This is a genomic window from Micropruina sp. (genome assembly GCF_047606665.1).
In the GTDB taxonomy this organism is placed as follows: domain Bacteria; phylum Actinomycetota; class Actinomycetes; order Propionibacteriales; family Propionibacteriaceae; genus Micropruina.
The window spans coordinates 72,870-93,654 of sequence record NZ_JASGEF010000063.1 but is presented as its reverse complement, the minus strand read 5'-3'; the positions used below and the strand labels follow the sequence as shown (position 1 = coordinate 93,654).

Annotated in this window: 22 protein-coding genes; 13 read left to right on the top strand and 9 right to left on the bottom strand. The window is 68.8% G+C overall.

Annotated elements, in window-relative coordinates:
• Positions 1–7 precede the first annotated feature (7 nt).
• The 8 genes from rapZ to QM619_RS15135 all read left to right on the top strand — a co-directional run bounded on the left by rapZ (position 8) and on the right by QM619_RS15135 (position 6,802).
• Positions 8–877 (top strand): RNase adapter RapZ, encoded by an 870-nt coding sequence (rapZ, locus tag QM619_RS15170; RefSeq protein ID WP_415110512.1) that lies wholly within the window; start codon positions 8–10, stop codon positions 875–877.
• Entirely contained in the window at positions 874–1,821 is a 948-nt protein-coding gene (locus QM619_RS15165) for a gluconeogenesis factor YvcK family protein (RefSeq protein WP_415110509.1), read from the top strand. The genes rapZ and QM619_RS15165 overlap by 4 nt, the downstream gene beginning before the upstream one ends.
• A 31-nt stretch (positions 1,822–1,852) precedes the next feature.
• Entirely contained in the window at positions 1,853–2,839 is a 987-nt protein-coding gene (whiA, locus tag QM619_RS15160; protein WP_415110506.1) for a DNA-binding protein WhiA, read from the top strand.
• Positions 2,840–3,024: 185 nt separating this feature from the next.
• Positions 3,025–4,029 (top strand): type I glyceraldehyde-3-phosphate dehydrogenase, encoded by a 1,005-nt coding sequence (gap, locus tag QM619_RS15155; protein WP_415110503.1) that lies wholly within the window; start codon positions 3,025–3,027, stop codon positions 4,027–4,029.
• Positions 4,030–4,073: 44 nt separating this feature from the next.
• Positions 4,074–5,285 (top strand): phosphoglycerate kinase, encoded by a 1,212-nt coding sequence (locus QM619_RS15150; RefSeq protein WP_415110500.1) that lies wholly within the window; start codon positions 4,074–4,076, stop codon positions 5,283–5,285.
• A gap of 1 nt (position 5,286) precedes the next feature.
• Entirely contained in the window at positions 5,287–6,069 is a 783-nt protein-coding gene (gene tpiA, locus QM619_RS15145) for a triose-phosphate isomerase (RefSeq protein WP_415110497.1), read from the top strand.
• A 68-nt stretch (positions 6,070–6,137) separates the two neighbouring features.
• Entirely contained in the window at positions 6,138–6,401 is a 264-nt protein-coding gene (gene secG / locus QM619_RS15140; RefSeq protein WP_415110494.1) for a preprotein translocase subunit SecG, read from the top strand.
• Positions 6,402–6,445: 44 nt separating this feature from the next.
• On the top strand, positions 6,446–6,802 hold the full coding sequence (locus QM619_RS15135) for an RNA polymerase-binding protein RbpA (protein ID WP_415110491.1): 357 nt from the start codon (positions 6,446–6,448) through the stop codon (positions 6,800–6,802).
• 225 nt (positions 6,803–7,027) lie between these two features.
• Here the strand turns inward: QM619_RS15135 and pgl are convergent, their stop codons facing one another.
• The 4 genes from pgl to tal all read right to left on the bottom strand — a co-directional run bounded on the left by pgl (position 7,028) and on the right by tal (position 11,354).
• Complete coding sequence (pgl, locus tag QM619_RS15130; protein ID WP_415110488.1) at positions 7,028–7,762, bottom strand: 6-phosphogluconolactonase; 735 nt, start codon at positions 7,760–7,762, stop codon at positions 7,028–7,030.
• On the bottom strand, positions 7,759–8,691 hold the full coding sequence (locus QM619_RS15125; protein ID WP_415110485.1) for a glucose-6-phosphate dehydrogenase assembly protein OpcA: 933 nt from the start codon (positions 8,689–8,691) through the stop codon (positions 7,759–7,761). The genes pgl and QM619_RS15125 overlap by 4 nt, the downstream gene beginning before the upstream one ends.
• 13 nt (positions 8,692–8,704) lie before the next feature.
• A complete protein-coding gene (zwf, locus tag QM619_RS15120; protein WP_415110827.1) occupies positions 8,705–10,183 on the bottom strand; it encodes a glucose-6-phosphate dehydrogenase in 1,479 nt (492 codons plus the stop codon).
• 82 nt (positions 10,184–10,265) lie between these two features.
• Positions 10,266–11,354, bottom strand: coding sequence for a transaldolase (tal, locus tag QM619_RS15115; protein WP_415110824.1), 1,089 nt, complete (start codon positions 11,352–11,354; stop codon positions 10,266–10,268).
• A gap of 134 nt (positions 11,355–11,488) precedes the next feature.
• Between tal and QM619_RS15110 the strand changes: the two genes are divergently transcribed.
• A complete protein-coding gene (locus QM619_RS15110; protein WP_415110483.1) occupies positions 11,489–12,403 on the top strand; it encodes a heme o synthase in 915 nt (304 codons plus the stop codon).
• Here the strand turns inward: QM619_RS15110 and QM619_RS15105 are convergent.
• The 5 genes from QM619_RS15105 to QM619_RS15085 are packed head-to-tail and all read right to left on the bottom strand — an operon-like array spanning position 12,352 to position 16,409.
• Positions 12,352–13,263, bottom strand: coding sequence for a COX15/CtaA family protein (locus QM619_RS15105; RefSeq protein ID WP_415110480.1), 912 nt, complete (start codon positions 13,261–13,263; stop codon positions 12,352–12,354). The genes QM619_RS15110 and QM619_RS15105 overlap by 52 nt on opposite strands.
• A complete protein-coding gene (locus QM619_RS15100) occupies positions 13,251–13,946 on the bottom strand; it encodes an ABC transporter permease (RefSeq protein ID WP_415110477.1) in 696 nt (231 codons plus the stop codon). Before QM619_RS15100 ends, QM619_RS15105 begins: the two co-directional genes overlap by 13 nt.
• On the bottom strand, positions 13,943–14,641 hold the full coding sequence (locus QM619_RS15095) for an ABC transporter ATP-binding protein (protein ID WP_415110821.1): 699 nt from the start codon (positions 14,639–14,641) through the stop codon (positions 13,943–13,945). The genes QM619_RS15100 and QM619_RS15095 overlap by 4 nt, the downstream gene beginning before the upstream one ends.
• A gap of 59 nt (positions 14,642–14,700) precedes the next feature.
• On the bottom strand, positions 14,701–15,318 hold the full coding sequence (locus tag QM619_RS15090; RefSeq protein ID WP_415110474.1) for a response regulator transcription factor: 618 nt from the start codon (positions 15,316–15,318) through the stop codon (positions 14,701–14,703).
• On the bottom strand, positions 15,315–16,409 hold the full coding sequence (locus QM619_RS15085; protein ID WP_415110471.1) for a sensor histidine kinase: 1,095 nt from the start codon (positions 16,407–16,409) through the stop codon (positions 15,315–15,317). Before QM619_RS15085 ends, QM619_RS15090 begins: the two co-directional genes overlap by 4 nt.
• Positions 16,410–17,160: 751 nt before the next feature.
• On the opposite strand from QM619_RS15085, the gene QM619_RS15080 reads away from it, so the two are divergent.
• Genes QM619_RS15080 through QM619_RS15065 form a run of 4 tightly spaced genes read left to right on the top strand, consistent with a single transcriptional unit; the run spans position 17,161 to position 20,784 of the window.
• Positions 17,161–17,868, top strand: a complete 708-nt coding sequence (locus QM619_RS15080; protein ID WP_415110468.1) for a helix-turn-helix transcriptional regulator — start codon at positions 17,161–17,163, stop codon at positions 17,866–17,868.
• Positions 17,865–19,307, top strand: a complete 1,443-nt coding sequence (sufB, locus tag QM619_RS15075; RefSeq protein WP_415110465.1) for a Fe-S cluster assembly protein SufB — start codon at positions 17,865–17,867, stop codon at positions 19,305–19,307. The genes QM619_RS15080 and sufB overlap by 4 nt, the downstream gene beginning before the upstream one ends.
• Positions 19,307–20,455: a Fe-S cluster assembly protein SufD gene (gene sufD, locus QM619_RS15070; protein WP_415110462.1), complete on the top strand. Its 1,149-nt coding sequence runs from the start codon at positions 19,307–19,309 to the stop codon at positions 20,453–20,455. The genes sufB and sufD overlap by 1 nt, the downstream gene beginning before the upstream one ends.
• Entirely contained in the window at positions 20,452–20,784 is a 333-nt protein-coding gene (locus QM619_RS15065; protein ID WP_415110460.1) for a non-heme iron oxygenase ferredoxin subunit, read from the top strand. The genes sufD and QM619_RS15065 overlap by 4 nt, the downstream gene beginning before the upstream one ends.
• Position 20,785 lies beyond the last annotated feature (1 nt).

Sequence of the window (20,785 nt, the reverse complement as noted above, 5' to 3'; positions counted from 1 at the left end):
TCCCACCATGAGCACACCCACCTCCGCGCTCCGGTTCGTGATCGTGACCGGCATGTCCGGCGCCGGTCGTCGGACGGCGTGCCACACCCTGGAGGATCTGGGCTGGTACGTGGTCGACAATCTGCCGCCGCAGCTGTTGCCCGGCCTGGTGCAGATCGCCAAGGAACGCGACTTCAGCAAGGTCGCGGTCGGTCTCGACGTCCGCACCCGGTCGGCTTTCCAGCAGATCCCGGCCACCTTCGATGCGCTGGGCCGAGCCGGGGTGGTGCCGCAGATCCTCTTCCTGGACGCCGACGACCACGCCATCGTCCGGCGTCAGGAATCGGTGCGCCGTCCACTGCCGCTGCAGGGCGAGGGCGGCCTGTTGGACGGCGCCACCAAGGAACGGCGAATGCTGGCCACCCTGCGGGCCTCGGCCGACGTGGTGATCGACACCTCCGACCTCAACGTCCACCAGCTCTCCGACCGGGTGGCGCATGCGCTCGACTCCGACGAAGACGTCGACATCCTGTTCACCGTGATGTCGTTCGGGTTCAAGAACGGCATCCCGATCGACGCCGACATGGTCTTCGACGTGCGCTTCCTGCCCAACCCGCACTGGGTGCCCGACCTGCGTCCGCAGACCGGGCTCTCGCAGGCGGTGTCCAGTTATGTGCTGGGCCAGGACGGCGCCGCCGACTTCCTCGACCACGTCACCGACCTGCTCGTCCTGATCAAGTCCGGCTACCTGCGCGAGGGCAAGCGGCTGGCGACGGTCGCTGTCGGCTGCACCGGCGGCAAGCACCGCAGCACCGCGATGGCGGTGGCGTTGGCCGGCCGGCTGCGCGACCGCGGCGTGGTCAGCCAGGTCTTCCACCGAGATCTGGGCAAGGAATGAGGCGGCGGCACGCCCCGTCGGTGGTGGCGTTCGGCGGGGGACACGGTCTGTACGCCGCGCTTAGCGCGCTACGGCGGGTGACCCCGAACCTCACCGCGGTGGTTACCGTCGCCGACGACGGCGGCTCATCGGGCCGGCTGCGGGCCGAGTTCGATATCCTTCCGCCGGGCGATCTGCGGATGGCGCTGGCCGCGCTGTGCGCCGACGACGAACTCGGCCGCACCTGGGCCGACGTGCTGCAGTCCCGCTTCGGCGGGGACGGGCCGCTGGCTGGGCATGCCATCGGCAACCTGTTGATCGCCGGGCTGTGGCAACGCCTGGAAGACCCGGTCGCCGGCCTCGACATGGTGGGCGCCTTGCTGCGCACGCAGGGCCGAGTGCTGCCGATGGCTGCCGTCCCGCTGACCATCGAGGCCGACGTCGTGGGTGCCGACCCGGCCCAACCGGACGAGTTGTCGGTGCTGCAGGGCCAGGCCACGGTGGCGAAGACCGGGGGCAACGTGCGAACCGTCCGACTATTGCCGTCCGACCCGCCGGCGCGGCCGGAGTCGGTGGCCAGCGTCCTGGACGCCGACCACGTGATACTCGGGCCGGGATCGTGGTTCACCTCGGTGATCCCGCACCTGCTGGTGCCCGAGCTGGCCGAGGCGATCATCGCCACCCGTGCCCAACGGATCCTGACCATGAACCTGGTCCCGGCCGACGAGACTGCCGGCTTCCCGGCGTCGCGGCATCTGGAGGTGCTGGCCGATCACTGCCCGCGGCTGCGGCTCGACGTGGTGGTCGTCGATCCCACCTTCGCCGCGGCCGATCCGCCGTTGGAGAAGTTCACCCGGTCGCTGGGTGCCCGCCTGGTGGTGGAGAATATCCGGATGCGCGACGGCAGCCCCCGCCATGATCCCCACCGGCTGGCGGCCGTCTACGCCGGACTCATGCAGTACTGACCCGACCCGCACGCAGTTTAAGGACGAAACCATGGCGATGACGCAGCAGGTCAAGGCCGAACTGGCGACCGTGCCGGTGACGAAGCCCGCCTGCCGGCGAGCCGAGGTGGCCGCTACGCTGCGTTTCGCGGGAGGGCTGCACCTGGCCGGGGGGCGCATCGTGGTCGAGGCGGAACTCGACACCGGCGCCGCCGCGCGCCGGCTGCGCACCGCGATCGCTGACCTGTTCGGGTTCGCCTCCGAGTTCGTCGTGGTCACCTCGTCGGGGCTGCGCCGTGGCACCCGCTACATCGTCCGGCTGATCCGTGACGGTGAGTCGCTGGCCCGCCAGACCGGGCTGATCGACAACCGCGGACGCCCCGTCCGTGGCCTGCCGACCGCGATCGTCAGTGGCGGTCTGGACGTCTCGGCCGCCGGTTGGCGCGGCGCCTTCCTGGCCCACGGCTCACTGACCGAACCGGGCCGTTCGATGGCGATGGAGATCACCTGTCCTGGTTCCGAAGCCGCCTTGGCACTGGTCGGCGCCGCCCGCCGGCTCGGCATCGTGGCGAAGGCCCGCGAGGTACGCGGGGTCGACCGGGTGGTGATCCGCGACGGCGACGCCATCGCCGCCATGCTCACCCGGCTGGGGGCGCACCAGTCCCTGCTGGCCTGGGAGGAGCGGCGGATCCGCCGCGAGGTGCGCGCTTCGGCGAACCGGCTGGCCAATTTCGACGACGCCAACCTGCGCCGCTCGGCCCGCGCCGCGGTCGCCGCCGGCGCACGGGTGGAGCGCGCCCTGGAGATTCTCGGCGACGAGATCCCCGAGCACCTGAAGGTCGCCGGCCTGCTGCGGCTGGAGAACAAGCATGCCTCGCTGGAAGAGCTCGGCCAGCTGCATCAACCCCCGCTCACCAAGGACGCCGTCGCCGGCCGGATCCGCCGGCTGCTGGCCACCGCCGACAAGCGGGCCGCCGAGCTGGGCATCCCCGGAACCGAGGCGAACCTGTCCCGCGAGATGCTCGATGACGGCGACTGACCGGTCGCGACGAGCGGCGGTCTACAGCCCCAAGGTACCCCCGGAACCGGTGTGCCTAACCTCCGGTACGGGGGTTTGTGAATTTTAGGTCTACCCATGCGGACCTTTTTCTATAGAGTGTTGGACGTCCACCCTTGCTTGTGCGTCGAGCGCGGGCAAATCTCTCAACGAAGGGGAACCATCACATGACGGTGAAGGTTGGTATCAACGGTTTCGGTCGCATCGGTCGGAACTACTTCCGCGCGCTGACGGCGTCCGGAGCCGACATCGAGGTCGTCGGCGTCAACGACCTGACCGACAACAAGACGCTGGCCCATCTGCTCAAGTACGACTCGATCCTGGGCCGCTTCCCCGGCGAGATCAGCTACGACGACGAGTCGATCACGGTCAACGGGCACAAGATCCTGGCGTACGCCGAGCGCGACCCGAAGAACCTGCCCTGGGGCGAGATCGGTGCAGACATCGTGATCGAGTCGACCGGCTTCTTCACCGACGCCGCCAAGGCGAAGGCCCACGTCGAGGCCGGCGCCAAGAAGGTCATCATCTCCGCCCCGGCCAAGAACGAGGACATCACCGTCGTCGTCGGCGTCAACGAGGGCGACTACAACCCCGAGACCGACACGGTGATCTCCAACGCGTCCTGCACCACCAACTGCCTGGCCCCGATGGCCAAGGTGCTCAACGACACCGTCGGCATCGTCCGTGGCCTGATGACCACCGTGCATGCATACACCGCCGACCAGAACCTGCAGGACGGCCCGCACGGCGACCTGCGTCGTTCCCGCAACGCCGCCCTGAACATCGTCCCGACCAAGACCGGTGCCGCCGCCGCTGTTGCCCTGGTGCTGCCGGAGCTCAAGGGCAAATTCGACGGCTACGCGCTGCGCGTCCCGACCCCGACCGGTTCGGCCACCGACCTGACCTTCCAGGCCGGCAAGGAGACCTCCGTCGAGGAGATCAACGCCGCGATCAAGGCTGCCGCCGAGGGCCCGCTGAAGGGCATCCTGGCCTACACCGAGGATCCGATCGTGTCCAAGGACATCGAGACCGATCCGCACTCCTGCATCTTCGACGCCGGTCTGACCAAGGTGATCGGCGACCAGGTGAAGGTCGTCGGCTGGTACGACAACGAGTGGGGCTACTCCAACCGCCTTGTCGACCTGACCGTCCTGGTCGGCTCGAAGCTCTGATCTCGGTAACACCACCCGATAGTTCGACACAGGAGAGGCCGAAGGTGAAGTCAGTACAGGATCTTGGTGATCTGAAGGGCAAGCGGGTACTCATCCGCTGCGATTTCAACGTCCCGCTCGACGGCGAGACGATCACCGACGACGGAAGGATCCGGGCGGCGCTGCCGACCCTGACCCAACTGAAGGACGCCGGCGCGAAGGTCATCGTGCTGGCTCACCTCGGCCGACCCAAGGGCGCCCCCGAGCCGAAGTACTCGGTGGCCCCGGCGGCGAAGCGGCTTGGCGAGCTGATCGGAGCCGAGGTCAAACTCGCCTCCGACACCGCCGGGCTGGGCGCCGAAGCGACTGTCGCCGGCCTTGCCGACGGCGAGATCGCGCTGCTGGAGAACGTCCGGTTCGAGCCGGGCGAGACCTCCAAGGTGGACACCGAACGCGAAGCGCTGGCGCAGAAGTGGGCCGCGCTGGCCGACGTCTTCGTCTCCGACGGCTTCGGCGTGGTGCACCGCAAGCAGGCCAGCGTCTACGACGTGGCGAAGCTGCTGCCGCATGCCGCCGGCACCCTGGTGAAGAAAGAGGTCGACGTCTTCTCCAAGGTGCTCTCCGACCCCGACCGGCCGTTCGTGGTCGTCCTGGGCGGGGCGAAGGTGGCTGACAAGCTGGCGGTCATCGAGAACCTGCTGAAGCTCGCCGACACCCTGGTGGTCGGCGGTGGCATGGCCTACACCTTCCTGGCCGCCAAGGGCTACCAGGTGGGTTCGTCGCTGCTCGACGAGGCCAGCATCGAGACTTGCCAGGGCTACCTGGCGACGGCCGAGGCGCAGGGCAAGCAGATCCTGCTTCCGGTCGACGTCCGGATCGCCGACGGTGCCGACTTTGCCGCGCGGACCGTCAACGGTCCGGTCGAGGTGGTCGCCGCCGACGCGATCCCCGCCGGCAAGATGGGCCTCGACATCGGCCCCGAATCCGAGAAGCTGTTCGCCGACGCGATCAAGTCGGCCAAGACGGTGGTCTGGAACGGCCCGATGGGCGTGTTCGAGATCTCCGAACTCGCCAAGGGCACCGCAGCGGTCGCCCAGGCACTCACCGAGGTCGACGGCCTGAGCGTCGTCGGCGGCGGTGACTCCGCGGCCGCGGTACGTGAACTCGGCCACGACGACAGTGCCTTCGGGCACATCTCCACGGGCGGCGGAGCCTCGCTGGAGTATCTGGAAGGCAAAGAACTGCCGGGCATCGCGGTGCTCGAGGAAGGCAACTGACATGGCGCGCACGCCCATCATGGCCGGCAACTGGAAGATGAACCTCGACCACGTCGAGGCCACCGGCTTGGTCCAGAAACTCGCTTGGACGCTGGACGACCTGAAGTACGACGCGAGCAAGTCGGAGGCGGCGGTGATCGTGCCGTTCACCGACCTGCGCACCGTGCAAACGCTGATCGAAGGCGACAAGCTGCCGCTGAAGTTCGGCGCCCAGGACGTCTCGGTGCACGCCTCCGGCGCCTACACCGGTGAGATCTCGGCCGCCATGCTGGCCAAGCTCAACTGCGCCTATGTGGTGATCGGTCACTCCGAGCGCCGCGACTACCACGGCGAGACTGACGAGTTGATCAACGAGAAGACGAAGGTCGTGCAGGCCGCCGGGATGACCCCGATCGTCTGCGTCGGCGAGAAGCTCGATGTCCGCAAGGCGGGCAACCAGGTGCCGTTCGTGCTGGCCCAGGTCGACAAGTGCCTGGCCGGGCTGAGCGCCGATCAGGTCGGCTCCCTGGTGATCGCCTACGAGCCGGTCTGGGCGATCGGCACCGGCGAGGTGGCCACCCCTGAAGACGCCCAGGAGGTCTGCGGCGCGATCCGCGTCCGGGTGGCCGAGTTGGTCGGTCAAGAGGCGGCGGACGCCGTCCGCATCCAGTACGGAGGCTCGGTGAAGTCCAGCAACACCGTCGACATCATGGCGCAGCCGGACGTGGACGGCGCGCTGGTCGGCGGTGCCAGCCTGGACGCCGGTGAGTTCGCCAAGATCGTCACCTTCTACCGGCACGCCTGATCGCCGTCCGGCTCCGGCCGGAACGGTGGAGTGGGTAGGTTAGGATTCACCCTGTGATTGTTGTGCCCATGTTGACGTGGCCGATTCTGACCCTGTCGATCGTGCTGATCCTGACCAGTGTGGTGCTCGCCCTTTTCGTGCTGCTGCACAAGGGGCGTGGCGGTGGCATGTCGGATCTGTTCGGCGGTGGCATGTCTACCTCGATGGGTGGGTCGTCGGCGGCGGAGCGCACGCTCGACCGGTTGACCGTGATCATCGGTTTGGTCTGGCTTGCCACCATCTTCGGGTTGCTGGTGCTCTACCGGTTCTTCCCCGAATACGGCACGCTCTGACATTCCCCCTGCCCAGCGTTGGGCGATCAGACAAGGAGAAACACGTGGTTGGTGGTAGCGCGATCCGGGGTAGCCGGGTTGGTGCCGGGCCGATGGGAGAGGCCGAGCGCGGCGATTCCGCGCCTCGGCTGTATGTCTCGTACTTCTGCTCGAACCGGCATGAGACCCGTCCCGCCTTCGCCGCCGACGCGGTGGTCCCCGAGACCTGGGACTGCCCGCGGTGCGGGCTGCCGGCGAATCTCGATTCGGAGAACCCACCGCCCCCGCCGAAGATCCAGCCCTACAAGACACATCTCGCCTACGTGAAGGAGCGCCGTAGCGATGCCGAGGCGGCCGCCATCCTGAGCGAGGCGCTGGAGGGCCTGCGGGCCCGTCGCGCCGCCGGCGAGGTCATCTACTGACCCGTACCAGCGAGGTTTGAACCGAAAAGGAACCGTCCCCGAACTTTCGGGGACGGTTCTTTCGCGTGCGATTTTCGACGATGCGGGGACGGTTCTTCGGCGTGCGAATTACGAATGCCGAAGAACCGTCCCCGGAGGTGCGAATTTCGAACGTAGGAGAACCGTCCCCGGACGTGCGACGACGGCGGGTGGTCGGGCTCGGCGAGAACTGCGCCGGCCGCGTGCCTACAGGGAGCAGCGGAACCAGGGGAGCGCGGCGGCGGCGTCCCGGTCGATGAACCACAGAGTGTCGTCGGCGCCCCGGACGACGCCTGCCGGGATCTCCGGGGAACCGTCCAGCGCTTCGGTGGCGACGTCGGCCTTGTCGGGCCCGCTGAGCAGGAACCAGACCTCGCGTGAGCGGCACAGCGTGGGCACGGTGAGCGAGATCCGGTCGTCGGAGCCCTTGGGCGATTCGGTGAGCCCTATCACGGTCTGGGTGGTCTGCGGGTCGAACGACGGATGTCCGGGGAAGAGGCTCGCCACATGGCCCTCGGGGCCGATGCTCAGCAGGCAGACGTCGAAGACCACATCGCCGAGTTCCTTGGCGTAGGTCGCGGCCGCGGCATCGGCGTCCGCCACCCCGTCGGCGGCCGGCATCGGGTGGGTGCGGGCCGGATCCAGCGCGAACTGGCCGGCCAGCATCGCCAGCGCGACGCCGGCATGCCGGGCCGGGTCGTCGGTCGAGGTGAACCGTTCGTCGGTCCACCACAGCTCCAGCCGGCCCGGGTCGATGCCAGAACCCTCGACCCGGCGTCCGAAGCCCTCGTAGATCCGCTGCGCGATCCGGCCACCGGTCAGGCAGATGTGGACGACCCGCTCGGGATCGGCCTGGACGGCGACGATCCGTGAAACCAGGAGGGTCGCCGCCTGCTCGGCCAGGTCTTCGGCTCCGGAGAACCGCAGGACCTGATCGTTCACGTCTGTGTCGCCTTCTCGGCGTCACGCCGCTCGCAGCGATCGACCAGCACCCCCATCGCCGAGGCGAAGATGTCGTCCACGTCCAGCCGGCGCAACTCCTCGGTGATCAGCGCATTCAGTTCGCGGCGGCGCAGCGCGACCTGTCGGCGGGGCAGGCCGGGGGCCGAGAAGGTGGCCATCCGGCCGTCCTCCCGTGCGATCACGATGTCGCCCTTGGTGGTGCCCAGGGTGACGTTGGTGACCCCGATGCCCTTGGTGCCTTCGCGGCGATCGACCCGTACCTTCAGCCGGTCCTCTAGCCACGCCGAGAGCAGCATGCTGGCCGCGTTGTTGGGGGCCGCCTCCACCGATACCGAGGTGATCTTCGCCGGGTACGAGTCGAGTGCGGACGCCAGCAGCGCCCGCCACGGCGTCAGCCGGGTCCAGGTCAGGTCGGTGTCGCCGGGGGAGTAGTTGCGGGCCCGGCGCTCGATCGCGGCCAGCGGATGGGACGACCCCATCGCGTCGGTGATTCGCCGGCTGGCCAGCCGGCCGAGGGGGTCCTCGCCGGGCTTGTCGGGCGCGCTGCCCGGCCACCAGGCAACCACCGGCGAGTCGGGCAGCAGCAGGGCCAGCACCACGGAGGCGCGGTGTTCGGTCAGCTCGCCGTGGAAGCGCAGCGAGATGATCTCGCCGGGGACCTCCTCGCCCAGCCGGATCTCGGCGTCCACGTGGTCGCCGTCGGCCTCGCCGTTGCTGACCAGGATGATCCGGGACGGATGCTCGCGGCCGGCGTCCTCGCAGGCTTCCAGGGCACGGTCGTAGTACTTTCCCTCGGCGATCACGATCATGGTGAAGACCATGGACGAGGCGACGCCGATGCTGTGTCGGGCCTTCACCAAGGCCATGTGGATGCCGGTGGCGGTGGTGTCCGGAACGTTGATGATCATGAGAGCTCTTCTCCTAGGGTCGGCGCCAGACGAAGCCGTCGCGGGCGAGCATGGCCTTGCCGCACGGCGGACCCCAGGAGCCGGACGGGTAGCCCTCGGGTTGGGTGTTCTGCTCGGCCCAGAAGTCCAGGATCGGGTCGAGGATCTTCCAGGACAGCTCGACCTCCTCGTGCTGCGGGAACAGCGGCGGGTCGCCGAGCAGGACGTCCAGGATCAGCCGTTCGTACGCCTCGGGGCTGGATTCGGCGAACGAGGTGCCGTAGGCGAAGTCCATGGTGACGTCGCGGATCTCCATCAGGGTGGCTGGCACCTTGGCGCCGAACCGCAGGGTGATGCCCTCGTCGGGCTGGATTCGCATCACCAGGGCGTTGCTGCCCAGCGCCTCGGTGTCGGTCTGGCTGAACGGCAGGTGTGGTGCCGGACGCAGGTTGAGCGCGATCTCGGTGACCCTGCGCGGCATCCGTTTCGCCGAGCGCAGATAGAACGGGACGCCGGCCCAGCGCCGGTTGTCGATGTCGACCCGGATCGCCGCGTAGGTCTCGGTCTGCGAGGCTGGGTCGATGCCCTCCTCCTCCAGATAGCCGAGCACCTTCCGGCCGCCGGCCCAGCCGCCCAGGTACTGCCCGCGAGCGGTGTGCGCGGCGATGTCACGGGGGGCACGGGCCGCCGCCAGCACCTTGCGCTTCTCGGCCCGCAGCTGATCGGCGTCGAACGACGTGGGCTCTTCCATCGCCGTCAGCGCCAATAGCTGCAGCAGGTGGTTCTGGATCACGTCGCGGGCCGCGCCGACACCGTCGTAGTAGCCGGCCCGGCCGCCGATGCCGATGTCCTCGGCCATGGTGATCTGCACATGGTCGATGTAGTTGCGGTTCCAGATCGGCTCGAACAGCTGGTTGGCGAAGCGCAGCGCCAGCATGTTCTGCACGGTCTCCTTGCCCAGATAGTGGTCGATCCGGAACACCGACTGGGAATGGAACACCGACGACACCCGGCGCTCCAGCTCGATGGCGCTGGCCAGGTCGTGACCGAATGGCTTCTCGATCACCACCCGGCTCCAGGCGTCCTTGGTGTCGCGCTTGGCCAGGCCGTGCTTGGACAGCATCGAGACCACCTGGTCGAACGCCTTGGGCGGGATCGACAGGTAGAAGGCGTGATTGCCGCCGGTGCCCTGGCTTTCGTCAAGCTCCTTCAGGGTCTCCTTCAGCAGCAGGAACGACTCGTCGCTGTCGAAGGTGCCCGAGACGAACCGGATGCCCTCCAGCAGCTGCTTCCAGACCTCTTCGCGGAACGGCGTCCGGGCCCGCTCCTTGACCGAGTCGTGGACGATCTTGGCGAAGTCCTCGCCGTCCCAGTCGCGCCGGGCGAAGCCGATCAGCCCGAAGCCGGGCGGCAGCAGACCCCGGTTCGCCAGGTCGTAGACCGCCGGCATCAGTTTCTTGCGGGCCAGGTCGCCGGTCACCCCGAACAGCACCAGGGCGCAGGGCCCGGCGATCCGGGGCAGCCGGCGATCCTGCGGATCGCGGAGGGGATTGGCGGACGTGTTGGGTTCGGTCACCGGGCCATCGTGGCGCGGATCACTTGACGGAGGCAATTGCCTTCTCGACCGATGCGACAAGCTCGTGCCAGGAAACGATGAACTTCTCCACGCCTTCGTCCTCCAACACCTGGTAAACGTCGTCGAGATCGACCCCGGCGGCGACCACTTCGTCGAGCACCGCCCGGCCGGCGGCAGCCTGCCCGACGATCGACGGACCGATCTCGCCGTGGTCGCCGAAGGCGTCCATGGTCTTCTCCGGCATGGTGTTGACCACACCGTCGGCGACCAGATTGGTCACGTACAGGGTGTCCGGCAGGTTCGGGTCCTTGGTGCCGGTGGACGCCCACAACGGACGCTGCACGTTGGCGCCCTTGGCCCGCAATGCGGCGAACCGGTCGGAGCCGAACACCTCCTCGAACGCGCCGTAGGCCACTAGGGCGTTGGCGATCGCCGTCTTCGACTGGAGATCGGTCCGGCCGGCGGCAGCCAGCCGCTTGTCGACCTCGGTGTCCACCCGTGACACGAAGAACGACGCCACCGAATGGATCGTGGACAGGTCGCGGCCCGCGGCGTCCGCCTCTTCCAGACCGGACAGGTAGGCCTCCATCACTTCGCGGTAGCGGTCCTCGGAGAAGATCAGCGTCACGTTCACCGAGATCCCGGCCGCGATGGACGCCTGAATCGCCGGCAGGCCCGGCTTGGTGGCCGGGATCTTGATCAGCACGTTCTCCCGGCCGACCAGGCCATGCAACTCGGCCGCCTGTGCGATGGTGCCGTCGGTGTCGTTGGCCAGCGTCGGCGCGACCTCGATCGACACCCGGCCGTCGTACCCCTTCGACGCCGCGTACACGTCGGCGAACAGCTCGCAGGCATTCCGGACGTCGGTCGAGCACAGCTGCTTGATCGCCGTGTCGACATCGACATCGCCCAGCGAGCGCAACTGGTCGGCGTAGTCGGCGCCATTGGTCAACGCGGCGGCGAAGATCGTCGGGTTCGTGGTCACACCGCTGACCGAATCCTCGGCGATCTTCTCGGCCAGATTCCCGCTGGTCAGCCGGGCCCGCGAGAGGTCGTCGAGCCAGATGCTCACCCCCGCGTCCGCCAAAGCCTTCAGACGATCATTCATCACCATCAACTCCTGTTCGTAACGGCTGGCCCGGATCGGGCGTCGGTCCATGGGCACTCTAGTGGCGGCCGTGTTCCTGTACGGCCGGGAAGGGCTAGACTGCTCGCGATCCGAGCGAGGAGGAGACGACGGGGATGCACTCATCGGCGCCGGCGGTGAACGCTGCGGCCTCGGGCTCCCTGCGGGCCTATGTCGCACTGGCCAAGCCACGGATCATCGAGCTACTGCTGGTCACCACCGTACCCGCGATGTTCCTGGCCGCCGGTGGCGTGCCGGAATGGCAGAAGGTGATCTGGACGCTGGTCGGCGGCACGCTGGCCGCCGGCTCGGCGAACGTCTTCAACTCGGTGCTGGACGCCGATATCGACTCCGAGATGCGCCGCACCCGGCGTCGTCCGATGGCGCAGCACAGCGTGCCGCCGGCCCGGGCCTACACCTTCGGCGCGGTGCTCGGCGTGCTGGCCGCGGTCACCCTCGGCTTCGGCGCCAACTGGCTGTCGGCGTCCCTGGCCATGACGGCGAACGCCTACTACGTCTTCGTCTACACGATGGGCCTGAAGCGGCGCACCTCGCAGAACATCGTCTGGGGCGGCATCGCCGGCTGCTTCCCGCCGTTGATCGGCTGGACGGCGGTCACCGGCAGCATTGACTGGCCGCCTCTGGTGCTGTTCGCGATCGTCTTCTTCTGGACGCCGCCGCACACCTGGGCGCTGGCCTTCCGCTACCAGGAGGACTACCGGCAGGCCCATGTGCCGATGCTGCCGGTGGTGATGGCGCCGCCGGCGGTGGCCTGGCGGATCCTGGTCTACACGGTGATCACGGTCGCGGTCAGCCTGGTGCTGTGGCCCGTCGCGCACACCGGCTGGCTCTACCCGGCGGTGGCGATCGTCTGCGGCGTGGCGATGATCGTCGAGTCGATTCAGCTACTGGTGCGGGCGCGGGCCGGGATGACCGAGGCGGCGTTGAAGCCGATGCGGCTGTTCCACCTGTCGAACTCCTACCTGGCGGTGGTCTTCCTGGCCGCCGCGGTCGATCCGTTGATCTTCTGACCCCGGTCGGCGGGTGCCGCCGAGCGCCACAGGTGGCTGATCGCGACCGTGTACAGCGTGGTGCCGACCATGTGCGCGAACACCACGCCCATCGGCAGATGATTGAAGTACTGGGTGTAGCCGATCACCGCCTGCAGCACGGCACAGCCGATCACCAGGAACGCGGCCCGCTGAATCCGCCGGACGCCGCGGGCGGCGTAGGCCAGCCACACCGTGACGGCCAGGGTGATCCACATGGTGACGGAATGGACCCTGGCGACCTCGCTGAGACCGAAGCCGTTGCGCTGCGCGGCTCCGTCGCCCGAGTGCGGCCCGGCGCCGGTGACCACGGTGCCGAGATACATCATCAGCAGCGACAGCCAGAAGACCGTCTGGGTGCCCAGGTAGAGCAGGCGTGGCGCCGGCACCGGACGCACCGCGAAGGCGTCGTGCACGAGGGTGACGCAGGCCACGATCAGGCCGACCGACAGCACCATGTGCAGACCGACCACCCACGGGTTCAGCTGGGTGAGCACGGTCAGCCCGCCGATCACCCCCTGGAAGCCGATGCCCAGCCCGATCACGATGGACAGCACCCGGATGCGCCGGCCGCGGACGGTGCGGAACACCGTGATCGCGGTGCCGAGCGCGATGGCGATCAGCACGAAGGTCAGCGTCCGGTTGCCGAACTCGATGAAGGCGTGCCATTCCGCCTCGCCCTGCGGAACGTAGGATTCGGCGTCGCACTGCGGCCAGGTCGGGCAGCCCAGCCCCGACTTGGTCAACCGGACCAGCGCCCCCGTCCAGACGATCACCATGTTGGCGATCAGGTTCGCCACCGCCCACCGCCGCAGGCTTCGCGGGCCGCTCAGGATGTCCATCGGAACGCCTTTCGTGCGATCTGGGTCAGGACGGCCGCCCATGCGGCTAGGACCAGCAACGCGAGCGGGGCGAAGGCCCCTTCGGCCGCCGCCCGCAGCGCCGCGCCGAGCGCCGCCGTGGGCAGCCAGGGCGGCTGGTCGGCGATCAGGCCGCCCACCGCCAGCCCGGCGAGGTAGATCAGGTTGGCCAGCGCGAGCGTCACCTCGGCCTTCAGGGTGCCGGCCAGCAGCAGCCCCAGGCCCGCGAAGGCGGCGATGGCCAAGACGGTGGCGATCAGCGCGCCGAACGAGCCCGCCGCCGTCCAGACCGGACGCCACCCGCAGGCCAGCCCCACCGGCACCAGCAGCACCGCCTGGATCGCCACCAGGGCTGTCGCGGCCAGCGCTTTGCCGGCGATCAGGTCGGCACGGGTGAGCGGCGTGGCCACCAGGCGTTCCAGGACGCCGTAGCGACGCTCGAAGCCGGTGGCCACGGCGACGGCCGTGAACGCCGTCGACCAGGTCGCCACAGCGATCACCGAGGCCGGGAAGGTCGCCAGGTCAAGACCGAAGCCGGTACCCCAGGCCATCCCGCCGATCAGCAGCCCGAGCGGGATCGCGAAGGCCAGCAGCAGCTGTTCGCCGTTGCGCAGCAGCATTCGCAGCTCCATCGCCGCATGCCGCAGCACCCGCGACGGGTTCATCGGGTTCCTCCGGTATTGCGCAGGAAGACATCCTCCAGGGACGCCTCGGCGGTCAGCTCGGCGACGGTCCCGGAGACGGTGACCCGTCCGGCGTCCATGATCCAGACCCGGTCGGCGAGTCGGGCCGCCTCGTCCATGTCGTGGGTGGTGAGCAGCACCGAGACGCCCCGCTGGCGGAGCCCGGCGATGACGTCCCAGGTGCGTCGCCGGGCATGCGGGTCCATTCCGGCGGTCGGCTCGTCCAGCAGCACCAGCTCGGGGCGTCCGATCAGCGCGCCGGCCAGGTTGACGGCCTGCTGCTCGCCGCCGGACAGCCGCCGGTAGGGCCGGTTCAGCAGCGGCGCTAGGGCCAGCGATGCGACCAGTTCGGCCACCGGGACCGGGTCGGGGTAGAGGCCGGCCAGGTAGCGCAGCAGCTCGCCGGGCCGGACCGCCGACCAGGCGCCGACCGATTGCGGCATCAGGCCGAGCCGTTCGTTGGCTCCGCCGGGCGACCCGCCCAACACCCGGACGTGGCCGGTGTCCGGGTGCAGCAGGCCGGTGACGCAGCGCAGGGCCGTGGTCTTGCCGGCCCCGTTGGGGCCGAGCAGCGCGGTCAGCTCGCCGGTGGCGGCCGTCCAGGACAGCCCGTCCAGCACCCGGCGTCCGCCGAGGTTGACGATGACCCCGTCCAGCTCCAGCGCGTACGAGGGGATCACCGGCTCAGCATATGACGGCTCAGAAGTCGTCGGCGGTGGACGCCCTGTCCGGACGATCAGAGCAGGCCGAGTTCGACGGCCCGGACGGCCAGCGTGACCCGGTTCGTGGCACCCAGCTTGGCCATCAGCGCGGTGACGTGGTACTTGACCGTGGAGGGGGAGAGGTACACCTCGCTGGCGATCTGCTCGGTGGTGCGGCCTTGCCGGATCAGTGACAGGATCTGCCGCTCGGTGGGGCTGAGTAGTTCGGCGAGGGCGACGCGGTTGCGCCGTTCGACCATCGCGGTCCCGGCACCGCCGAGGACCGCCAGCCCGTGCCGGGCGGATTGGACGGCGTGGGCGATCGCCTCGGGGGCGAGGTCCTTGGGCAGGAATCCGAGTGCCCCGGCCTGCAGCATCGCGGACGCCGCCTGCGGGTCGGTCAGCGAGGTGAGCGCGAGCACCTGGGTCTCCGGGGACGTGGCGCGCAGCAGCCGGGTGGTCTCGGGGCCGTCCGGGTCGGGCATCACCACGTCGACCAGTGCGACGTGCGGACGGTCGACGGGCAGGGCCGCGACGGCGTCCGTTCCCGACTGATAGGTGCCGCGGACGACGAGATCGGGCCGCGCGCCGAGTTCGCTGGCCAGCGTCGTCCGGACGAACAAATCGTCATCGACGATGATCACACGGGTCATGGCCGGCCCGCGATCGGGACCGTGGCGCGCGTGATCCAGTGGGTGCCCTCCTGGCGGGCCTCCAGCTGTCCGCCGACCAGCGCCAGCCGTTCGGCGGCGCCCAGCAGGCCGAGCGGACGGGTCGAACTCGACCGGCTGCCGGTCTCGTCGACCTCGTTGATCAGGGCCAGGTCGGCGGCGGCGTCGTCGATGCTCACCACGAGTGTGCAGGGCCGTCCGGCGGCGCCATGTCGTTCCACGTTGGCGGCGGCCTCCTTCACGATCTCGGCCAGCACGCTGCCGGCCTGCGCGGGCACATCGTCGAGGCTGCCCTCGATCGAGGTGGTCACCTGGAATCCACGCACCCTCAACTGTTCCATGCTGTCGCGTACCGCGACGGCAAATGAGCCTTCCGAGTTCAATGTCGTCCCGGAATCGGAGTCGCGGAGCGCCCCGAGCACCCAGCGGAGCTGTCCGGCGGCCTTGCCGACCTCGTCGGCGATCGCTCCCAGCTGGGTGGCGTCCTGCTCGGCCGCGGCACGGTGGGCGTGCCGGGCGGCGCGGACCAGGCTGCGTGCGACGGTGTCGTGCAGGTCGCGGGCCAGCCCGAGGCGCTGCTGGGCGAGTGCGGCGATGCGGGTCTGCTCCTCGGCCCGTTGGAACGCGGCGATCGCACCGCCCAGCAGCCACACCAGGGCGAACAGCATGGCCCAGACCAGGGCGCTGATCAGGCCGGTCAGGTCGTCGGGGTAGCCGATCAGCTGCCGGACGGTGAGGATCGACAGATAGCAGGCGGTGAGCCACATCCGCTGGCGCGGCTGGTTGCGGATGCCGGCGCCGAGCACCGGGATCAGCGCCGCGTACTCGCCGGTCTCGGCCCACGGCTCGGGCGCGGTCAGATAGATCAGTAGTACGACGCCCAGCGCGGTGCCGGCCAGCCGGGGCCAGCGGACGGTCAGGGCGGCGGCCGTGCAGGCGGCGAGGTCGACGGCCACCCCGACCGGCTCGCCGAAGTTCAGCCCGACCAGCACGCTGAGCAGGGCGACGAACCCGGTCAGCACGAGATCGAGTGCGCCACCGACGAGCAGTCGCTGAATTCCGGTGAAGCGCATGGCGATATCCAACCCCTTCGCGCCGCCGTTGTCGGCAGGCTACTGCCGATCTGGACAGTCTTTGCAACTTAGTGACTGTACGAAAGTCCGAATTCGCGTCGATCCGATGCGACGATCAGACGGTCTGACGCGCGAGGTGGTGTGTCCAGCGAATCGTTTTGAGAGCGTCAGGCCCATGCTAAAGCCTCAACGACGTGTCGGCGGCGTCGCTCGCGTGCTTGTCCCACACGTGGTCGCCGTGCTGACGGCGACGTCGGTGGTGGTGGGGGTGACCCCCAGCCCGCCGGGAACCATGGGTTGGTGCGATCTGTTCCCCCTCTGGCCGGGCTGCCGTAGGTAGCCCGGCCTGGCGCAGACAGGCAGGGTTGCGGCGGCACCGCCGACGGACGTCCGGCATCGGGAGGGATGACGCTCGGAGTCGCGGTCTCGGGGGGCGCCATCGCAACCCTGTCGGCCTGCTGGGCTGTCCAGCTACGCAACAGGCAAGGAGCAACCCTCGGCGGCGTTGTATCTGCGCATCCTGGAGGCCGGCCGTCCGGGCGGCCCACGGGACGACGGGGGCCGGGGCCTCGACGGGCTCGACCAGCGGCGGCGGGCCTCGACCGGCGACGAGGGGGTTTCACAAGATCGGCCTGTGGTGAGTAGATTGCCGTATCAGCCTGCGGGACGCCGAACCCCGCCTGACGCCGGGCCGACAGTTAGGCCATCCTAAGAAGTTTGACCCCAGCGCGGATTCGACAAGAATGATCTTGTGAAAAAGGAAGCGGTCAACAAATCCGGCGTTTCGCCGGTGGCCGAGTCCGACGCGTCCACCCGGGCTCGCGTCGCCCGGTCCATCCTGCAGCACGGCCCGTCCACGGCGTCCGAACTGGCCCAACGGCTGCATCTCACCCCCGCAGCCGTCCGGCGGCACCTGTCGGTGCTGATCGGCGTCGGCCACCTGAGTTCGCGCCAGCAGCGGGTCTACGGGGCCCGCGGCCGGGGCCGTCCGGCCATGGTGTTCGAACTCACCGACGCGGGGCGCGCGGAGTTCCCGCATGCCTATGACACGCTGGCCATCGACGCACTCGGCTTCGTCCGCAACGCCCTCGGCCCGGACGGCATCCAGCGGTTCGCCGAGGAATTCGTCGCCGGCATCGAGACCAGATTCAACGAGCTCCGCGGGGAATACGACAACCCCGCGGACGCGTTGGTCAAGGCGTTGAACGACGCCGGCTACGTGGCTTCGGCTCATCCCGTCGCCACCGGCAAACAGCTGTGTCAGCATCACTGCCCGGTCGCCCTGGTGGCGGCCGAGTTCCCCGAGTTGTGCGAGGCCGAGACCCGTGTCTTCGCCCAGCTCCTGGATAGCCACGTCCAACGGCTGGCCACCATCGCCCACGGCGACGGGGTGTGCACCACCCACGTCCCGCGGCCGGTGAAGCCGTCCGACCATCCGAATAGAAAGGCCGCCTCATGACGACCACTGCACCGCAGGCCCCCGGCCTGGGGGCAACCCAGGAAGAGCACCTGCAGGCGCTCGGCAACTACCAGTGGGGCTGGCACGACTCCGACGTCGCCGGCGCTGGCGCGCAGCGCGGTCTGAACGAGTCCGTCGTGCGCAACATCTCCGCTTTGAAGAACGAGCCCGAGTGGATGCTGAACACCCGGCTGCGCGGGCTGAAGCTGTTCGACCGCAAGCCGATGCCCACCTGGGGTGCCGATCTGAGCGAGATCGACTTCGACAACATCAAGTACTTCGTCCGCTCGACCGAGAAGCAGGCCCAGACCTGGGACGACCTGCCGGCCGACATCAAGGACACCTACGACCGGCTCGGCATTCCCGAGGCTGAGAAGGCCCGGCTGGTGGCCGGCGTCGCCGCCCAGTACGAGTCCGAGGTGGTCTACCACAAGATCAACGAAGAGCTGGAGCGCCAGGGCGTCATCTTCCTCGACACCGACACCGGCCTGAAGGAATACCCGGAGCTCTTCCAGGAGTACTTCGCCACGGTCATTCCGGTGGGCGACAACAAATTCGCCTCGCTGAACACCGCGGTGTGGTCGGGCGGCTCGTTCGTCTACGTGCCGAAGGGCGTCCACGTCACCATTCCCCTGCAGGCCTACTTCCGGATCAACACCGAGAACATGGGCCAGTTCGAGCGCACGCTGATCATCGCCGACGAGGGCTCGTACGTGCATTACGTCGAGGGCTGCACCGCGCCGATCTACTCTTCTGACTCGCTGCATTCGGCGGTGGTCGAGATCATCGTGAAGAAGAACGCCCGGGTGCGCTACACGACCATTCAGAACTGGTCGAACAACGTGTACAACCTGGTCACCAAGCGCGCCACCTGCGAAGAGGGCGCGACCATGGAGTGGATCGACGGCAACATCGGCTCCAAGGTCACCATGAAGTACCCGGCCGTCTACCTGATGGGCGAGCACTCCCGCGGCGAGACCCTGTCCATCGCCTTCGCCGGCGAGGGCCAGCACCAGGACGCCGGCTCGAAGATGGTGCACTGCGCCCCGCACACCTCGTCGTCGATCATCTCCAAGTCGGTGGCCCGCGGCGGCGGACGCTCGTCCTACCGCGGCCTGCTGCAGGTGCAGGAGGGCGCGCACCATTCGGCGTCCTCGGTGAAGTGCGACGCGCTGCTGGTCGACACCATCAGCCGCTCCGACACCTACCCCTACGTCGACGTCCGCGAGGACGACGTGTCGCTGGCCCATGAGGCCACCGTGTCCAAGGTGAGCGACGACCAGCTGTTCTACCTGATGCAGCGCGGGATGGGCGAGGACGAGGCGATGGCGATGATCGTCCGTGGCTTCGTCGAGCCGATCGCCCGCGAGCTGCCGATGGAATACGCGCTGGAACTGAACCGCCTGATCGAACTGCAGATGGAAGGAGCCGTCGGCTGATGGCCGCACCCGTGATGGAGGCCGTGGAGGCTCTGGAATCGCACCTCCACCCGACCCCGTCGTTCGCGATCGACGATCACCCCTACCCGAAGGGCCAGGAGGAGATCTGGCGGTTCACCCCGCTGCGCCGGATCGGCTCGCTGCTGACCGACGCGCCCAGCGACGCCCACCTGCAATGGGACGAGTCCCTGCCGGAGGGTGCCAACAGTCACACGGTGAGCACCGAACAGGCCCGCGCCCTGGTCGCCGAGGCCCCGATCGACCGGGTCTCGGTGCTGGCCGCCGCCCGCTCCGGCGGCGCACGGGTGGTCGAGATCGCCCCCGGCGCCGAACTCACCGAACCGGTCAGCATCACCCTGACCGGCACCGGGCAGCACGTCTGGGGCCACGTCGTGTTCAAGGTGGGCGCCCACGCCACGGGCACCATCCTGCTGCGCCATGAGGGCTCCGCCAGCTACGCGACCAAGGTGGACGTCCTGGTCGGCGACGGCGCGAAGGTGAACTTCGTGTCCATCCAGGACTGGGCCGACGACGCCGTGCACGGCGGTCACCACAGCGTCTTGGTCGGCCGGGACGCCGAGGTGCGCACCGTGACCGTCAGCCTGGGCGGCAAGGTCGTCCGGCTCGCCGAGACCGCGCGGTTCGCCGGCCCCGGCGGTTCGCTGGAGCAGTTCGGGCTGTACTTCGTGGACGCCGGGCAGCACATCGAGCACCGGCTGTTCGTCGACCACAACGCCCCGCACACCCACTCCAACGTCGACTACCGCGGCGCGCTGCAGGGTGAGGGCGCCCGCTCGGTCTGGATCGGCGACGTGCTGATCCGCAAGGTGGCCGAGGGCATCTCCACCTACGAGTCGAACAAGAACCTGGTGCTCACCGACGGCTGCCGTGCCGACTCGGTGCCGAACCTGGAGATCGAGACCGGCGAGATCGAGGGTGCCGGGCACTCCTCGACCACCGGACGCTTCGACGACGAGCAGCTGTTCTACCTGCGCTCGCGCGGCATTTCCGAGTCCGACGCCCGTCGGCTGGTGGTGCGCGGCTTCTTCGCCGACATCGTCCGCCGGATCGGCGTCCCCGAGGTCGAAGAGCACATGATGGCGGCCGTCGAGCGCGAGCTCTCGGTCACCATGGGAGCCTACGAATGACCTTCCGGCATGCCGCCACCATCGACGAGATCCCTGTCGGTTCCGCCATCGCGGTCGACCTCGGCGGCGACGCCGAGGTGGCCGTGGTGAACACCGACGAGGGCGTCTTCGCGATCCAGGACGTCTGCAGTCATGCCGAGGTCCCGCTCAGCGACGGCGACGTCGACGGCTGCACCCTGGAGTGCTACCTGCACGGCTCCCGCTTCGACCTGCGCACCGGCGTCCCGCTGGAACTGCCGGCCACCGAACCCGTGCCCGTCTACCCCGTGCGGCTGGACGGCACCGACATCTACGTCGACATCGACAACCCGATCAATCAGGAGAACTGAA

Excerpts from the sequence above, each read along its gene's own strand:
- rapZ (WP_415110512.1), top strand. The coding sequence starts at position 8 with ATGAGCACACCCACCTCCGCGCTCCGGTTCGTGATCGTGACCGGCATG.
- QM619_RS15165 (WP_415110509.1), top strand. The coding sequence starts at position 874 with ATGAGGCGGCGGCACGCCCCGTCGGTGGTGGCGTTCGGCGGGGGACAC.
- whiA (WP_415110506.1), top strand. The coding sequence starts at position 1,853 with ATGGCGATGACGCAGCAGGTCAAGGCCGAACTGGCGACCGTGCCGGTG.
- gap (WP_415110503.1), top strand. The coding sequence starts at position 3,025 with ATGACGGTGAAGGTTGGTATCAACGGTTTCGGTCGCATCGGTCGGAAC.
- tpiA (WP_415110497.1), top strand. The coding sequence starts at position 5,287 with ATGGCGCGCACGCCCATCATGGCCGGCAACTGGAAGATGAACCTCGAC.
- secG (WP_415110494.1), top strand. The coding sequence starts at position 6,138 with ATGTTGACGTGGCCGATTCTGACCCTGTCGATCGTGCTGATCCTGACC.
- QM619_RS15125 (WP_415110485.1), bottom strand. The coding sequence starts at position 8,691 with ATGATCATCAACGTTCCGGACACCACCGCCACCGGCATCCACATGGCC.
- tal (WP_415110824.1), bottom strand. The coding sequence starts at position 11,354 with ATGAATGATCGTCTGAAGGCTTTGGCGGACGCGGGGGTGAGCATCTGG.
- QM619_RS15110 (WP_415110483.1), top strand. The coding sequence starts at position 11,489 with ATGCACTCATCGGCGCCGGCGGTGAACGCTGCGGCCTCGGGCTCCCTG.
- QM619_RS15105 (WP_415110480.1), bottom strand. The coding sequence starts at position 13,263 with ATGGACATCCTGAGCGGCCCGCGAAGCCTGCGGCGGTGGGCGGTGGCG.
- QM619_RS15100 (WP_415110477.1), bottom strand. The coding sequence starts at position 13,946 with ATGAACCCGTCGCGGGTGCTGCGGCATGCGGCGATGGAGCTGCGAATG.
- QM619_RS15090 (WP_415110474.1), bottom strand. The coding sequence starts at position 15,318 with ATGACCCGTGTGATCATCGTCGATGACGATTTGTTCGTCCGGACGACG.
- QM619_RS15085 (WP_415110471.1), bottom strand. The coding sequence starts at position 16,409 with ATGCGCTTCACCGGAATTCAGCGACTGCTCGTCGGTGGCGCACTCGAT.
- sufB (WP_415110465.1), top strand. The coding sequence starts at position 17,865 with ATGACGACCACTGCACCGCAGGCCCCCGGCCTGGGGGCAACCCAGGAA.
- sufD (WP_415110462.1), top strand. The coding sequence starts at position 19,307 with ATGGCCGCACCCGTGATGGAGGCCGTGGAGGCTCTGGAATCGCACCTC.
- QM619_RS15065 (WP_415110460.1), top strand. The coding sequence starts at position 20,452 with ATGACCTTCCGGCATGCCGCCACCATCGACGAGATCCCTGTCGGTTCC.